This is a genomic window from Chromobacterium sinusclupearum, from assembly GCF_002902845.1.
GTDB classification, from domain to species: Bacteria; Pseudomonadota; Gammaproteobacteria; order Burkholderiales; family Chromobacteriaceae; genus Chromobacterium; species Chromobacterium sinusclupearum.
Genome location: NZ_PPTF01000078.1, coordinates 60143 through 74709, shown reverse-complemented (window position 1 = coordinate 74709; position 14567 = coordinate 60143). Strand labels below are relative to the sequence as shown.

General features: G+C 57.6%; 22 protein-coding genes. 8 read left to right on the top strand and 14 right to left on the bottom strand.

Annotated features, from left to right (window positions below):
• Positions 1-4: 4 nt before the first annotated feature.
• The 3 genes from C2134_RS18435 to C2134_RS18425 form a co-directional block, all read right to left on the bottom strand.
• Positions 5-184 carry a hypothetical protein gene (locus tag C2134_RS18435; protein WP_103321553.1) on the bottom strand — a complete coding sequence of 60 codons (180 nt, stop codon included), beginning with the start codon at positions 182-184 and terminating at the stop codon, positions 5-7.
• Positions 185-277: 93 nt separating this feature from the next.
• Positions 278-565, bottom strand: coding sequence for an Ogr/Delta-like zinc finger protein (locus C2134_RS18430; RefSeq protein WP_103321552.1), 288 nt, complete (start codon positions 563-565; stop codon positions 278-280).
• A gap of 5 nt (positions 566-570) precedes the next feature.
• Positions 571-987 carry a YmfL family putative regulatory protein gene (locus C2134_RS18425; RefSeq protein WP_304529174.1) on the bottom strand — a complete coding sequence of 139 codons (417 nt, stop codon included), beginning with the start codon at positions 985-987 and terminating at the stop codon, positions 571-573.
• 183 nt (positions 988-1170) lie between these two features.
• Between C2134_RS18425 and C2134_RS21385 the strand changes: the two genes are divergently transcribed.
• The gene (locus tag C2134_RS21385) at positions 1171-1518 is read left to right on the top strand and encodes a hypothetical protein (protein WP_146042213.1); all 348 of its coding nucleotides are present in this window, start codon (positions 1171-1173) and stop codon (positions 1516-1518) included.
• A 159-nt stretch (positions 1519-1677) separates the two neighbouring features.
• Here the strand turns inward: C2134_RS21385 and C2134_RS21380 are convergent, their stop codons facing one another.
• Both C2134_RS21380 and C2134_RS21605 read right to left on the bottom strand, forming a co-directional pair.
• Entirely contained in the window at positions 1678-1872 is a 195-nt protein-coding gene (locus tag C2134_RS21380) for a hypothetical protein (protein ID WP_146042212.1), read from the bottom strand.
• 22 nt (positions 1873-1894) lie between these two features.
• Complete coding sequence (locus C2134_RS21605; protein ID WP_158248814.1) at positions 1895-2059, bottom strand: hypothetical protein; 165 nt, start codon at positions 2057-2059, stop codon at positions 1895-1897.
• A gap of 166 nt (positions 2060-2225) precedes the next feature.
• On the opposite strand from C2134_RS21605, the gene C2134_RS18415 reads away from it, so the two are divergent.
• The 3 genes from C2134_RS18415 to C2134_RS18405 all read left to right on the top strand — a co-directional run bounded on the left by C2134_RS18415 (position 2226) and on the right by C2134_RS18405 (position 3870).
• A complete protein-coding gene (locus C2134_RS18415; protein WP_158248813.1) occupies positions 2226-2546 on the top strand; it encodes a helix-turn-helix domain-containing protein in 321 nt (106 codons plus the stop codon).
• Between the two features lie 26 nt (positions 2547-2572).
• The gene (locus tag C2134_RS18410) at positions 2573-2887 is read left to right on the top strand and encodes a helix-turn-helix domain-containing protein (RefSeq protein ID WP_103321548.1); all 315 of its coding nucleotides are present in this window, start codon (positions 2573-2575) and stop codon (positions 2885-2887) included.
• Positions 2888-3039: 152 nt separating this feature from the next.
• Positions 3040-3870 (top strand): hypothetical protein, encoded by an 831-nt coding sequence (locus tag C2134_RS18405; RefSeq protein WP_199179984.1) that lies wholly within the window; start codon positions 3040-3042, stop codon positions 3868-3870.
• On the opposite strand, the gene C2134_RS21375 is transcribed toward C2134_RS18405, so the two are convergent.
• Positions 3860-4087, bottom strand: coding sequence for a helix-turn-helix domain-containing protein (locus tag C2134_RS21375; RefSeq protein WP_146042211.1), 228 nt, complete (start codon positions 4085-4087; stop codon positions 3860-3862). The two genes, C2134_RS18405 and C2134_RS21375, sit on opposite strands and share 11 nt — an antisense overlap.
• 342 nt (positions 4088-4429) lie before the next feature.
• Between C2134_RS21375 and C2134_RS21370 the strand changes: the two genes are divergently transcribed.
• Both C2134_RS21370 and C2134_RS21365 read left to right on the top strand, forming a co-directional pair.
• Complete coding sequence (locus C2134_RS21370; protein ID WP_146042210.1) at positions 4430-4768, top strand: hypothetical protein; 339 nt, start codon at positions 4430-4432, stop codon at positions 4766-4768.
• A 212-nt stretch (positions 4769-4980) separates the two neighbouring features.
• On the top strand, positions 4981-5556 hold the full coding sequence (locus tag C2134_RS21365; RefSeq protein ID WP_146042209.1) for a hypothetical protein: 576 nt from the start codon (positions 4981-4983) through the stop codon (positions 5554-5556).
• A 148-nt stretch (positions 5557-5704) separates the two neighbouring features.
• On the opposite strand, the gene C2134_RS18395 is transcribed toward C2134_RS21365, so the two are convergent.
• Positions 5705-5938 carry a hypothetical protein gene (locus C2134_RS18395; protein WP_103321546.1) on the bottom strand — a complete coding sequence of 78 codons (234 nt, stop codon included), beginning with the start codon at positions 5936-5938 and terminating at the stop codon, positions 5705-5707.
• Positions 5939-6439: 501 nt separating this feature from the next.
• Here C2134_RS18395 and C2134_RS21360 point away from each other — a divergent pair.
• A complete protein-coding gene (locus C2134_RS21360; RefSeq protein WP_146042208.1) occupies positions 6440-7150 on the top strand; it encodes a hypothetical protein in 711 nt (236 codons plus the stop codon).
• A 103-nt stretch (positions 7151-7253) separates the two neighbouring features.
• Positions 7254-7565 (top strand): energy transducer TonB, encoded by a 312-nt coding sequence (locus C2134_RS22190; RefSeq protein WP_103321545.1) that lies wholly within the window; start codon positions 7254-7256, stop codon positions 7563-7565.
• A 63-nt stretch (positions 7566-7628) separates the two neighbouring features.
• On the opposite strand, the gene C2134_RS18385 is transcribed toward C2134_RS22190, so the two are convergent.
• The 7 genes from C2134_RS18385 to C2134_RS18355 are packed head-to-tail and all read right to left on the bottom strand — an operon-like array spanning position 7629 to position 14566.
• Complete coding sequence (locus C2134_RS18385; RefSeq protein WP_103321544.1) at positions 7629-8810, bottom strand: phage late control D family protein; 1182 nt, start codon at positions 8808-8810, stop codon at positions 7629-7631.
• Positions 8807-9250: a phage tail protein gene (locus C2134_RS18380; protein ID WP_043627261.1), complete on the bottom strand. Its 444-nt coding sequence runs from the start codon at positions 9248-9250 to the stop codon at positions 8807-8809. The genes C2134_RS18385 and C2134_RS18380 overlap by 4 nt, the downstream gene beginning before the upstream one ends.
• A complete protein-coding gene (locus C2134_RS18375) occupies positions 9250-12423 on the bottom strand; it encodes a phage tail tape measure protein (protein ID WP_103321543.1) in 3174 nt (1057 codons plus the stop codon). The genes C2134_RS18380 and C2134_RS18375 overlap by 1 nt, the downstream gene beginning before the upstream one ends.
• Positions 12416-12619: a GpE family phage tail protein gene (locus C2134_RS22075; RefSeq protein WP_103321542.1), complete on the bottom strand. Its 204-nt coding sequence runs from the start codon at positions 12617-12619 to the stop codon at positions 12416-12418. Before C2134_RS22075 ends, C2134_RS18375 begins: the two co-directional genes overlap by 8 nt.
• Positions 12547-12843, bottom strand: a complete 297-nt coding sequence (locus tag C2134_RS18365) for a phage tail assembly protein (protein ID WP_103321541.1) — start codon at positions 12841-12843, stop codon at positions 12547-12549. Before C2134_RS18365 ends, C2134_RS22075 begins: the two co-directional genes overlap by 73 nt.
• A 25-nt stretch (positions 12844-12868) precedes the next feature.
• Positions 12869-13381: a phage major tail tube protein gene (locus tag C2134_RS18360; protein ID WP_081571661.1), complete on the bottom strand. Its 513-nt coding sequence runs from the start codon at positions 13379-13381 to the stop codon at positions 12869-12871.
• Between the two features lie 12 nt (positions 13382-13393).
• A complete protein-coding gene (locus tag C2134_RS18355) occupies positions 13394-14566 on the bottom strand; it encodes a phage tail sheath protein (RefSeq protein ID WP_103321540.1) in 1173 nt (390 codons plus the stop codon).
• Position 14567: the final 1 nt, after the last annotated feature.

Sequence of the window (14567 nt, the reverse complement as noted above, 5' to 3'; positions counted from 1 at the left end):
AGAATCAGGCGGGCAAAACGAACTGCAGCACAATCAGCAACAGCACCAGGGCGCAGCAGCCCAGGTATTCCAGCCACTCGCCCAGGCCGGAAAACTCGCGGCCGGCGGTGGAATAGCAGGCGGTGCCATTGGCAAAACGGACGTAACGGAGCTTGGCAAGGCGTGGCGCTTGGGGCTGATGCATGGCGTTTTCTCCTGTGTGCTGCGTTTTTTGGGCGTAAAAAGCCCCCTCGCACTGCGCGGTGCGATTTTTCAATGAGAGGGGGAGGGGTAGGGCTTAGGCGGTCAGGCCCGGCAGCTCTAGCTGGTTTTCCGTGTCGGCCTTCTGGCGGCGTATCTCCAGCTGCATTTCGATGAGCCGCTGCTTGGTTGCCATCGGAATGTGGATGCCTGCCTTCGGCAGTGCCGGCGGGCTGAGCGTTTCGCGCACGGTGCGGAATAGGGTGAAGTTATGGCCGCAGACAATGTTGGTGCATTGCAAATACTCTTCCTGTGTCAGCGGGGACAAATAGCGACTGGTACGGGTGTAGGCCACGCAGTTGCAGTGGGGGCAGATAAAGGCCATGGTGATTAGCTCCTGCAGAACACTTGAAAGGTCAGATGGTTCATCTGCGTCACCTTGGTGCAGATGGCGTCGCGGATGGCCTCCAGGCGCTGGCGTTCGCGCTTGTCCACCTCGCCGTCGCGGGTGGCTTCGCGCCATTCGCGCGCCAGGCGGCCCACCTCGTCCACCAGCTCCATGTACACGCGCTGGATTTCTTCATCGTCCACCGCCGCCACGTCCGGCAGAGGGATAAACACGCCGCAGGCCTCCGCCGCAACGGCCTCGGCAAACAGCGTGGTGCCGCTAAAGGCTTGCATCTGCAAGGCTTCATGGACAGATACCGATTGGCCCTTGCGCTCGTACACGCGGTTTTCCAAGGCGTCTTTGCTCATGCCCAGTGCCGCAGCCATAACCGGCCATCCACCTGGCATGGCTTTACACATGCTTTGATAACTGATACGTATCGTGTCCATGTTCTTCCTCACCCTGCCGATGTCTTGGCCAATTTTTCATCCAGCGCAATCAGGCAGACTTTGCTGCGCCAGATATGCAGCGCCAACCTCACCAACCATTTCGCAGCGTGGCAGCGCTGGCGCAGTGTTTGGCATTTGATAACGAGAGCTACCGTGGGCACTTATCATTCCTTGCAGTTAGAGCTAGATCCCCGTTTGTCGGCAGAACTGATCGGTACCTTGGAAGCGGCTGGTTTGTCTGTGAATCGACTCATCAAGCTGTCTTCTAATAGCAGCGGGTTTGTATCTGTATGCATTTCTAGCCTTGCCAGCTGTTTTCCGTGGAAATCAGTGGCAGACGTGCTAACAGCTTGGATTCAGGCCAAACATAATTGCGAGCTACAAATAATTAAGCCAGACGGCACATCCATAACAGCCAAGGGCAAAACGGCGATTGATGCCTTGAAGCAGCTGGAGGGCGCGGATACTCTGCTCATTTCTGCAACCACGCCTGAGCAATAAATCGCATCTGGTCCCAACTGCCAAACCGGGTATCTGGCTGCCAGCGAATGCGAGCCTTGCCAGTGAGTAGGACCAGAAAGCTACTGACAACTAAGGTTGCGCACTGCCTGGCGGTAGCCAGGCCGTCTTGCGCACGAAAGACCAGATACATTTGCTGTGTCATGCGCGGTGTTCCTGTTGAATCTGAGCGGGCGGGAGCTGGTGGTATTCCGCCAGCGCTGCTTGCAGCTGCGCTTCGGTTTTGCACTTCAGCATGTACTTGGCGGCATAGGCGCACACGCCGGCAGTCATGCCGTAGTGCATGGCCAAGTGTTGATTCAAAGCCTGATGCTGCTGGGGAAAGGTAGTTGCCACAGTAAGCCCTCCTGTTCGGTGGTTATGCGAAAAATGCGCTTGGGGTATCGTTGCCTTGATCGTTGATCTGAGCCTTGAAATCCTCTAAACCGAGACGGCAAAGTGCGCCGGCAAAATTGCTTCTACTGAGGTTGAGCGATTTGCTAATTTCATCCAGCTCGGAGACCTCTTGCACGGTCAGGTACATTTGCACTCTCTCGGTTGCCGCTCCTCTTGGCGCCCTGGCGGGGCCAGATGAACGACGCTTGCGCTTCGGAACGTGGGCCATGTGAGTTACTATGCCTAACATAGTGAGTCATGAACGACATAATACCAACAAATGTTGGTGTGTCAATACGCTGAGGACGACATTCGTGAGTATTAATGTGCGTTTGAGGGAAGAGCGCAACAGGCTTAACTTCATCCAGATGGATGCTGCTAAAGCAGCAGGGGTGAGCTTTACGGCTTATCAGAACTATGAGCGAGGGGACCGAACCCCAAATGCAGAGACCCTTCAAAGGCTGCATGAAGCCGGTTTTGACGTACTGTACATTGTGACAGGTGTTCGCAACGGTGCAGCTCTCTCGAACGAGGACAGCAGCCTGCTGGCCCGTATCAACCAACTCGATGACAAAGCCCGCCGTGCCTGGCTGGCCAGCGCCCAATCGTTTGTCGAGAGCTACACCAACAGCTAACCGTTGACAGCACCCATGGGTATCGAATGAGTCATTTTTCGGACCGGCTCAAAGAAGAGCGCAAACGGCTTGGAATAATCCAGACCGATGCGGCGAAGGCTGCAGGTATTGGCTACACGACGTACTACTCCTACGAAAAAGGAGAAAGAACGCCCAATGTTGAAACTCTCCAGAAATGGCATGAGGCGGGCTTCGACGTCCTGTATCTTGTGACAGGCATTCGCAACGGTGCAGCGCTGTCGAACGCGGACAGCAGTCTGTTGGCTGATCTGAACCAAGTTGACGAGAAGGGCCGCGTGCTTGTTCGCGGCCTGCTGGATACCTACAAGCGCTTGTCGTAGGTCAACCCCACCCGCCTAAACAGAAGCCCGGACGTAGCCGGGCTTTGTCATATCTGAATCACTTCAATCAATCGTGGTATCTTTAGATTTTCGAATGGCATTTTGTGTCAAGAAAAGCAAAACCCGCGTATATCCAGGAGATCGTAAAGCCAATGCCGAAATCCCAAGACCTGAAGCCAGAAGACACCAAGCTCTTCCCACTCTACGTTCACGAACTTTGGTGGCTTGCGAACGCTATCTGTCAGAAGACCGAACGCCTCTTCAACGAAGTAACGGTACCAGAAAATGGCTCTGTCTTGGAGGTAAATCCAGAGCTACATTCGCTGATTGCATCTGTCCTTTCCGACGCAGCGAACCTCAAGAAATTCCTCAATACCCCAAGTGCCAAGCTAAACGGCGAGTCCGGTCGTCAGTATCGACTCCGGCGTGCACGCGTCGCTGCGCTCAAGAGTATTCTCGATGGGGTTCATCTCACCGAGCTGCTCAACGTAAAGGTTCGAAACACACTTGAGCACTTCGATGAGTATCTCGACGAAGCGAATCTCACAATATCCGAGGCGAAAAATCCACCCTCCCCCATAGCGGCATACAATATGATCTTGTCTCATTGGGAGGCGGTAGAGCCGCGGGTCTACCCGATTCGCCTGTACATCTCCAAGGAGCGGAAGTTCTACAACATGAAGTGGAGCGTTGACCTTGATGCCATGAACAAGGAGGCTGCCGCTGTTGCCGAGAGATTGATGGCTTATATGGGGGGGGCGCAGGGGGGGGGCAGGCGGCATCATGTTGCCTCTCAGTTAACCCGACGCCTAACCTTTCTATCGACCGCGTACCCCGGATCTGCGGCGGACCGCGCTGTTGTGCCGCTGCTGGCTACAACAGCCGCCCAAAAAATAAGCGCCTCCAGTGAGAGGCGCTTTGTCATTGCCCTGGCGGAGGTTGCGCACAGGTCTATCCACCGGCGGCAGTGGATCAGTCGATGAAGGTTGCAGGACTGACGCCGAAGCGAGCAGCCAGCTGTTTTACTTGGCGTAGGCTCAGTTCGCGCGCGCCGGCCAGCACCTCGGCCACCGTCACTGGACTGCCAATCTCTGTCATGTCGCCAAGTTGCAGTCCGTGTTCCTGCATGAGAAACCGCAATGCATCGAGGCCGCTGACCTGATTTGCAGGGTGGTGTGCCTGCTCGTAGCGGTCTACCACCGCGTACCCCGGATATCACAAAGCTCGTAGGGTGGATGCCCCGCAGGGGCGATCCACCGCTTTGTTGTCTGCAAAGACACCGCGTACACTGGATATCGCAAAGTTCGTGGATGCCCCGCAGGGGCGATCCACCAGCTTTGCAGGATGAAAGCGCAATGACAGCCGCCCATATCATCGCAGAACCAAACAAGCGCCTCCGGCAAGAGGCGCTTTTTCATTGCCCTGCCGCTGGTGGTGCTCGGGTGAGTCTGCTACGACAGGCAAGCAAACAGCGCAGCCACGCAGACCTCGCGTGGAGTGCTGATCAGCAGAACCTTGTGCGGGCGGGCGCAGCCGCTGGCCATGTTTGATATTGCGGCATCGAATGCGTCCTGCACCTCGCTGCCTCTATTTATGGCGATGTCGGCCACGATCTTGGCCGACTCGAACCAGCTCGTAGGGTGGATGCCCCACAGGGGCGATCCACCGCTTTGCCAAGGGGGCGCGATAGCTGCCGCGAATATCATCGCCACACAAAACACGCGCCTCTCGCAAGAGGCGCTCTTTCATTGTCCTGGGCTGGTGGCTTGGGGCGAGCGGCCGACGGTGCATAAAGCAAACAGCGCCTCCATGCCATTCATGACATGGAACACATTGCGCATGCGTGTTTACAATTTATTAACAAAATGTAAAAATCATTGATCCTGCTTGGAGAAGATATTTGCTTCGACTGCAGTTTGATGCGCGTTTAATGCGACTTTGCTAAGGGCCGTAGGTCAGAAGGGTGAACTTACGAAGCCCAGCTTTTGCTGAGATGGGCTATGAACAGTATTAATTTTTAATGTCATGTAAAAGTTTGCTTTCTTCCCTTTGGTCAAGATTGCACGTTTAATGAGTATAGTTAAGGAGCTGTTATGAAAAAGTATATATTAACTTTGATGGCAATATTTTATTGTACAGGAGTGTATGCATTTGATCTTGGAGGGTTTTTGAATGGATTTGCTGGTGCGGGCGGATTCAATATAAAATTCCTGAGTCAGACCGATAAAGATGAAATAAGATTAAGAAAAATAGTTAAAGAAATGAATGGCGATTCAACTGGTGACGAGATTAAATATAAGGCCAGCGTAGTGAAGTCATTTTCTGATGCATATGCAGCTGGAAATTTATTCGAGATTGAGCCTGGCTATTTCATGACCCCGCCGCGGCTTTTAAATCAGGGCGATCAGCATTTCTATGAATCATGGTTGGTTACAAAAAATAATGTAGGCGATACAAATAAATCTACCGTTGAGCGCTATCTTGCTTTTTGTGATGAAAAATTGCTAGGGAAAGATGTGTCGATATCTGGGGGGTGGGATGGTGGCTATGTAAATTTTTCCCCTAGTAAATTTTATAGTATTGTTTTAACATTTCGTGATGCTGCTGAAAAAAGCTGGGGTCACGTAGGTGTTTACTATAATTATATCTGCTCTAAAAAAAATGAATAAGCTCCGGTTGGTAAAATTTAGGATGCCTAAATTAGGACCGCGTACCCCGGATATTGCTGGATTGACCTGAATCTGCTCGTAGGGTGGATGCCCCGAAGGGGCGATCCACCAGCTTTACAGGATGAAAGCGGAATGACAACCGCCCATATCATCGCAGAACCAAACAAGCGCCTCCCGTAAGAGGCGCTTTTTCATTGTCCAGCCGCTGGAGGGGCGAGCGGCCGACGGTGTGCAAAGCAAACAGCGCTGCCATGCAGACCTCGCGAGGGGCGCAGACAAGCAGGGTGTTGCGGGGCTTGGCGCTGTCGCTGGTGAATCGGGACAGGGCAGCATCGAATCTTTCCTGGACATCCTGCCGCGCATTAAAGGTGATGTCGGCCATGATTTGGCCAGTAGTTAGGGTGGTCGAAACGCTGTTGTGCAGCTGCCCGCCACAGTAGCACTCTCTTACGCGTGTTTGAGCTCTCGCAGCACCTCCGGGCGCTGGTCTACCACTTTCAACAATATCTTGGCGGTGCCAGTAGGTTGTCGTCGGTTCTGTTCCCAATCTTATAGCGCGTGCTTGCTGGCCGCTTGTGGCAGGTACAACTATTTATTGTGCGAGTTGGTGTGTCTGAAGACCCTTTCGTAGGGCTGGTTGCGAGCTTGTGTGCGCGGAAATCTGTGCGGCAGTGCAGCAAATATGAGACAAGGTACTTGTTGAGCATTAAAATTCTTATGTCATTTTTTGTTTTTATTGGAATTAATAACGTTGCTGTTAGCATTAAATTAAAATTTTATGTTTTGTTAATAAAAAAAAATAATTAACTTCATAAATTAACAATTTAGAAACTTATGCCAAATGATAATTGTCCGGCATTTTTCATTATGTCTGGAGTAGTTGATGTTAAGATCACTTGGCCGTATGACAACTGGCGATTCATTATTAAATAATAATACTCAAGGCAGTAGAGTCAATACCACTGCGAATGATGGGCCTCCTCCTGAGGATTACACTAAGATTGATCCAAATGCAGGAACACCTGCAGCTATTGTGACGCTTAGCAATAAAGATGGATCTGTTTTGGAAAAGGCTATTGTCTATGAAAAGCCCAAGTCACAAGCAAGTGGAAAAGCGCCGCCTACGGGGTTTGAGCCTTATGATCCAAAAGTGCCAAGTGATTTCTACGTAAAGGATGCTGGAAAGTTTGCAAATTGCGCATGGGATGTGGCTTCACTATTTATATTGCCAGAATACAAGGTTGGAAAAGCTGCTGTGCAAATTGCGAAGGATGTACTTCTTTATACAAAGAGTGTAGATGATACAATTTCGGATTGCAAAGATGGTATAGGTGTAATTATTACTCATAAACAACCACCGAAGCAACCGCCGCCAAAACCCGCTACCGTTGGTGGCGGAGGGTGCGAGGGTGTAGATGCTGCTCATTTGAACAACGTAAATAATGCCGTGGTAGGTGGTATGGGTAGTTTGGGTTCAAGTAGCGGATATGTAGAGTGTAGTGAACCTACTATTTATGATGGCTCGACTGGTGGTGGGGGCGGAGGAGGGGGGGGAGGCCCAAATGACAATCATTTTGTTATTGAGATGGATTAATTTGTTCTTCATTTTCCTGATCGCTTGCTCTGCAATTTATTTGAGGTAGGTTGTTTTGAGATTGTTATTATTTATTCTGCTGTCTCTAATTGCCGTATTTTCAATGGCAGAGAGTATGGTTGGTTCTCCGGTCGGTCGTGAGCCATTAAAAATTATAAAGAAGGTTTGTCCGCGATATCCAACTGGTGAAACAAATTTCTCCGGCAGGGTGGAGGTGCATTTTGTTATTCAGGAGGATGGGAGTACTAGTAATATAACCGTTGTGGGGGACGTGGACCAAGCGGTACGAAAGGCATGTGAGGATGCAGTTAATCAGTGGAGGTTTCAGCCATATCATGATGATGGAAAATTAAGGAAGGCTAAAACCTACTTTGTTTTCCATGGGCCTATGGAAGGTAATGACGTAAGTCTCTGATTTTTTTGTGGTGGTTTAAATAAGTGTGATTTGTAATTAAGGAAAGCGGCAAAGTAATTAAATTCAATCCTTCGTATTATATAAACTTGTCTCCAGCTCCAGCGCCGTGGTGTAGCCGCCGTCACCCAGCTGATGCGTTACCTTCTTCAGCACCCAGCCGGTGGCGTCGATGACGGGCTTGAACCCTTGCACCTGGGCGGGCAGTTCCGGGAATAGCTCCGGCCGGCCTTCGGCCAGGGTGATGGAGAATTCGGCCACGCCGCGTTGCAGCTTTTGCCAGGCGGCTTTTGCGCCTTGCAGCGCGGTGGCCTCGCTGACGTAGACGTGGCGCAGGACTTTGATGTTTTCGCTGCTGGGTTCGATGCCCTTTTGTTGGATGGCGGTGAGCTTGGTGCGCTTACTCTTGCGGCCCAGCTTGGTGACGGTGGCACGGCGTTCAAACTTGGTGTCTTGGTTGACGACAACTTCGCCTTTTTTCGCGCCGCGCACGTCTTGCCAGTAGGCTTTGACGGCGGTGTAGGCGTTACGGTCCGCCACGTTGAAGCGGTGGCTGTCGCCGCTGCTGCGCCGGATCAGACAGGCAGGGAAGGGCTGGCCGGTGACGGTTTCGGCATCGCCTGCTTTGCAGAAGATCAGCCGGCCTTGTTTGACGGTGGCGATGGCGTCGTATTGCTCGGCCAGGCGGCTGAGCAGGTTGGCGTCGCTTTCGCTGGTTTGGTCGATGTGTTCGATCTTTTGCTTGGCCAGCCAGGCTGGGATAGCCGGCGTCAGGCCGTTGGCTTTGGCGATGGCCTGCACGATGGCGCCCAAGGTGGTTTGGTGCCAGCTCTTTTCGCGTTTGGTGGCGATGCCGGCGCGCAGGTCGGTGGCGCGGGCGCGTAGGGTGAGGGTGTCCGGCGTGCCGGTGTGCTCCACCTCGTCCACGATGTAGCTGCCCTTGTCCACCAGCGCCGCGCCGGCCCAACCCAGCGACAGCTTGATGGTGACGCCGCGTTCCGGGATGTCCAGCCGGCCGTCTGCATCGTCCAGCACAATGTCCAGCTGGTCCGCCTCAAATCCCCTGTTGTCGGTGAGCGTTAGGCTGATCAGCCGCGGGGTGATGTTGCGGGTGATGTCCTTGCCGCCTAGCAGGATGCGGCAGATGGGTTTGCGCGGCTGGCGCTGGCGCAGCGCGTCCGACGCTTGCGTGGCCAGGCCATCCAGCTGGACGGCGGTTTGCTCGAACAGCTGCCCGGCGGCGCTCATTGGATCAGCTCCAGCATGGCGTGGGTGACGGTGCCGAGTAGGTCTAGCAGCTGATCGTCCACGCGCTTGAGCGATAGGGTGAAGTCTATGCACCTGGCTGCGCCGTCGCTGAAAAACTCTTGCCGGCTGATGTCCATCTTCTCCACCACAAAATAGCCGTATAGCGTGCCGGTGCCTTCGATCAGTGGCCAGGCGCGGCCTTGGTCCGCCATCAGGCGCAGCAGGCTGAGGGCGGTTTCGCCGCCGGTCAGCTCCGGCATTAGCCGGCCGGACAGGGTGATGCACTCTTCGTCCGGCCCCAGGAACTGATAGGCCGGGCGCAGGCCCACGCGGCTATTGCTAGGCCAGCGCCAGCCGTATTGCTGTTTGAAATCCTGATAGGGCAGGGTGTCCAGCGTGAACACGAACAGGCCCAGGGCCATCATCGGCATGCCTAGCATTAGTCGAAGTCTCCAAAGAGTGAACGGCGCGCGGCGGCTTGCTGGCTGCCGGCTTTGGCCAGTGCCTGCGCCACCTGGCGCTGCACCACGGCGGCGAGCTGCTGCTCGTTCATGCCCGGCGTGGTGTTGACGGTGATGTTGATGGTGGGCGCGGCCACGGCGGCCGGCGCGCTGGCGCGCAGCGGCGGACGGTGGTCCAGTTGGCCGGCCATGGCGGGCGCGGTGGCGATGGCGATGCCGGCGCCGGCGGCGGTGAGCCGTTTGGCAGCTTCGCGCATGCTGGCCAGCGGCCCGGCCTGGCCCTGATCGATGCCTTGCTCCAGGCCGGCCATGGTATGACCGCCGATGGTGGCGAACACGCGGGATGGGCTGTGAATGTCCAGCTTCTTGCGCAGCCACTCCGGCAGCATGTCGCCCACGCCCAGGATGGCATCTTTGACCCACACGATGCCCTTCTTGATGCCTGAGACGATGCCGGACATGATGTCCAGGCCGACAGTGATGAACTTGGCGGCCAGCTCCGGGCCGATGACGATCAGGTTGGCCAGCCACTTGCCGAAGCCCTTGCCGCTATTTGCCGCCGCGTCCAGGCTTTGCTTGCTGGCATCCACCGGCCCCAGCAGCTTGGATACCCATTCCCACGCGGCCTTGAACGCGCCGACCAGCCAATCCCAGACAGGGCGCAGCGGCTCCAGCGCGGGGCCGATGGCGGCAAAGACTTGATCGAATATCGCGCCCAGCGGCGCCAGCCCTTCTTTCAGCCCTTCCCAAAAGCCCGTGAACCAAGCCTTGATCGGTTCCCAATACTTGTAGATGAGCAGAGCGGCCAGGCCGATGATCAGGCCGATGGGGTTGGCCATGGCCAGCCGGCCGACAAACATCAGCGCCTGGCCAATGCCCATGATGGCGCTGGCCGCGCCAGACGCTGCAGCGGCCAGGCCGCCGCCGATCAGCTTGCCGCCGCCCTTGAGGCCATCCATGGCCATGCCTTTGACGCCGCGGGTTTTGACATACTGCGTCACCGCGCCGAGTTTGGCCCCGGCACTGGCGCGCGCCAGCGCCAGCTGGGCGGCAACGGCCCGCCAGAGCGCGGCGGTGTACTTATAGACGGCGAGCTTGCCGGACTTGAACTTGTCCACCAGGCCAGTTCCCATGGCGCGAGCCAGTTCTAAGCTGCGCGCGCCGGCGGCCCGCATGGCGGCGGGCAGGGTGGATTTCAGCCCCTTGGTCCATGCCCATAGGCGCTTGAGCGGTTCGCGCGGGCTGGATGCGCGCCAGGCATCAGCCAGCCCCTGGCTGGCACGTTTGGCGGCGGCCGCGCCGGCGGACAGCTTGCCGGATAGGGATTGCCCCGCGCCTGCGCCGGCTTTGCGCAGATCGACCAGCTTTTCCACCACGCCGCCGGCTCGAATGCCAAGGGTGGACAGACTGAGACGGGCCAGCGCGATGGGACCGAGTATGCCGGCGATGGCGATAGCCAAACCGGCAAAAGCCAGCAACGCCAAGCCAGTGAAGGCTAAAACTCTCATGATGGTATTGGCCAGCTCTGGGTTTTCCTTGGCCCACTCGCCCAGCCTTTCCGACAGCTTGCCAATCCACTCCGCGGCGGCCTTCAGCTCCGGGCTGATGGCTTCGCCAAAGCGCACCATGGCATTGGTGAAGGTGCCGGACGCGGCGTCCCACAGGTTTTTCAGGGTGCCGAGCTGCTGATTGACGCGCTCTTGCAAGCTGGCTTGCTCGGCTAGATTTTTTACAACGTCGGCGTAGCCGTCCTTGCCCTTATCGATGATCTTGGACAGGACTTCATTGGTTTCCTTGTCGTCGCCGAAGATGTCTTTCAGCACCGCCAGGCGGTTGACCATGTCCAGCTTTTCCAGCTGATTCAGCTGCGACATGAGCTTGTCCAGGCCGCCAAACTCGCCCTTGCCGTTGGTGAAGTCCAGATCCAGCGCAATGCCCTTTTGCTTACGCAGGTTCTGCTGCACCTTCTTGATCTTGTCCACGTTCAGGCTCGCCGCAATGACTTTGCGAATGGCGTTGCCGGCTGATTCGCCGCGCATGCCGGCCTGATCCATCATCACCACGAAGGGGGCGAAGGCTTTGGTGCCTTCCAGCCCTTTGACGCGCATCATGTCCATGGCTGCGCCCAGGCCCTTGTAGGCTTCCAGCATGTTGTCCGGGTCTACGCCAGCGTAAAAGCCGCGCTGGATCATGTCCACCAGACCCATCATGTCCTTTTCGCTGGTGCGGGTGGCGTCTTGCAGCTTGGCGGTGAATTCCGCCGCCGCCTCTGGCGTCATCTTGAGCTGCACGCCCAGGTAAGCCGCGGCTTCGCCCAGGCCGCCCAACACGGACTGCGCGCTCATGCCCTGGCGTTGCAGCATGGTCATCATGTTTTGGAAATCGGCGGTGGTGCCGGGCAGGCGGTCGCCCAGCTTTTCCGCCAGGCGGTTGATCTGCTCGAACTCCGGCGGGATGACGCCGCCGGCGCGCATCATTGCGCCTTTCAGCTGGGTGGCGGCGTCTTCGGCCTGGGCGTAGGCCATCACCGGCATGGCCATGGTGGCACCGATGGCCGCGCCGCCAACTGCGGCTTTCGCGCCTGCGCCGGCGATCTTGTCGCGCACTGCGATATGTTGGCTGTAGCGCTGCTGCGCCTCGTTGAGCAGCCGCTGCCTGCGGGCGACGGCATCGAGCTTGCCTTGGCGGGCGTCTAGCGCGCGGTTGGTTTCTTGGATGCGGGCGGCGAGGGTGGTTTCCGTGGCGGAAAGCTGGCGGGTGTCGATGCCTTCCTTCTGCAGCGCGGCCGAGGCGGCGCGGGCGGCATCCAGGCGCTTGCGGTGGGCCATGCTGAGTTTGTCTACGGCGCGTTCGGCGGCGGCGTATTTGCGGGATAGTTTGATGCTGGCGCCGCCGGCCTGTTCCATCTGCTGGCGGACGGCTTCCAAGCGTTGGCGCGCGCCGGCCAGCGCCTGGCCGGTGTCCTTGCTTTCTTTGGTGAGTTTGCGGAAGGCATCGATGCTGCTTTGCGCGGCTTGGAATTGCTTGAGCTGGTCCCGGCTTTCCTTCACCGCGCGCGCCAGCGCTTGGTTGCCGGCCATGGCTTGCTTGAGCGGCCGGGTCAGTTTGTCCACGGCCGCCAGCAGCACTTCGATTTTCAGCTTGCTATTCATCGTCGGCGGCTCCTGATCTTAGGCGGGCCGCCTCGCGCCAGCTGGCCAGCTCGGCCAGCGGCATGGCGCTATAGGCCGAGGGCGGCCAATGAAATATGGTGGCGATGTCGGCGATGGCGTCGTCTACGCTGCCGGGGAGGGGCTGGCGGGCTGCTCTGATTTCTTCAACAAAAAACCGGCCACCACGGTGGCGCATTGCAGCAGGTCGGCCGGGTCTAGCCGCTTGGCTTCTTCTTCCGTCAGCGCCGGCATGGACAGGCGCGGCAGCAGCTTGATGGCGGCGTCCACGTCCAGCTGCAGCACGTCGGCCAGCTTGAGGCCGCGCAGCTCGCCGGCGCCGGGGCGGCGTAGCTGGATGGTTTCGATCTTGGTTTCGCCGCGCTGGATGGGGGCGTCCAGCAGGATGGTGTTTTCGTTCATGGCTTGGGGTTCCTAGAAATGGGGGTTACAGGCCGACGTTGGCGCGGTGCTGGGCCATGCGGTCTTGGCCGGCCACCTTGAACACGTCGTTGACGATGTCGATTTCGATCAGCTCTTTGCCGTCCATGATCCATTTCAGGTAGGTCAGGTCGGTCTTAACCTTGAACTCGCCGTTCTCGCCGGCTTTGGCGTCGCCGGAGTCCAGCTCGTTGTGGCGGCCGGCGGCGACGATTTCCACGGCGTGGCTTTCGCCGGTGGCTTCGTTGGCGTAGCTGCCCATCCATCGCAGCTTGGCGGCGTCGTGCTTTTCCGCGCCGAAGGTGGCGATGATTTCCGGGATGGGGCCGTTGTAGGTGTGTTCCATCTCCAGCTTTTCTACGCCCTTGAGCAGTGCCACCGGGCCGATCATGCCGGCGCCGGTGTAGTCCTCGGTTTTCATCTTGAGCGCCGGCAGTTTGACCGACAGGCATTCGGCAATGAAGGACATGCCATCGTTGAACAGGTTGAATTTGCGCAGGGTGCGCGGCAGTGCGGCCATGGTTGTCTCCTGTTAGCCGTTGACCTTGGACGCGAAGTCGATCAGGTAACGGTCGGTGATGCGTTGGCGCAGCATCAGGTTTTCCAGCGGCGGAATGGGGGTGTAGTCGTAGTCGATGGCCAGCTTGCCGGTCTTGAGCGTGTCCTTGTCGTTGACGGTGGCGTCGTACCAGCAGGTAAAGCCCAGCAGATAGCCATTGGTCACCAGCTCGCGGCCCTTGGCGTTGACGCCGTCCACGATGTCTTTCACCAGCGTGGGCGTGAGCGGCTTATCCATGGCCCACATATGCGCTTCCGCCAGGGTGTCGGCCAGCACCTGGGCGGTGCGGGTGTAGGACTCGAACGCGAACAGCGGATCGTCGCTGCAAGTCCGGCTGCCCCAAAAGCGGAAGCCGTCGCGGCGGATCAGGGTGGTGATGGATTTTTCGTTGAGGAAGCCAGCGTCGGTGGCCGGGTTCTGCAAGTCCCAGTAAACATCCTGGCTGATGCCGGTGACGCCTTGCACCACCACATTGGACAGCGTCTTATGCCAGCCCTGGGTTTCGTCCAGCATGGCGCGCAGGCCCAGCGCGCGGGCGACGGCAGGGGCGGGCATGTCCTTGTTGGCCACGCCATCCCAGGCGGTGAAGTCCGGCCAGATGACCATCAGCTCGCGTTGGCCAAAGTTTTGGCGGTAGGCGGCGGCATCTTCCTTGGTTTTGCAGCCGTTGGCGCTGACGTAGCCGAAGGCGCGCAGCTTGGCGGCGAGGGCGGCCAGCTCGGTGGCCACCGGCAGAGTGTCCAGCGCCGGCACGCCCAGGATGCGCGGACGCACGCCGACGCGCTGCTGGGCGCTGAGCAGCGCCTTCAGGCCGGTGTTTTGGCCGGCGGGTGTGGTGGCGCCAATGATCAGGCTGTTTTGTTCCGCCGCGTCCTTGCCGGTTTTGACGCGCACCACCACCACCAGCGGGCTGGCGTTGTCGGCGATGGCTTGCAGGCTGGCGGCCAGGGTGCCTTTGCTGCCGGCCTTGCCGATGGCGGCTTGCACGTCGGTCAGCAAGACCGGGACGTCCAGCGGGAAGGCCGCCGGGTCGGAATCGTCCGCGGTGCAGACCATGCCGATGACGGCGGTGGAAATGGTACGAATGGGGCGCGTGCCGGTGTTGATTTCCAGCACGCGGACGCCGTGGTGGTAGTCCTGGGGCATG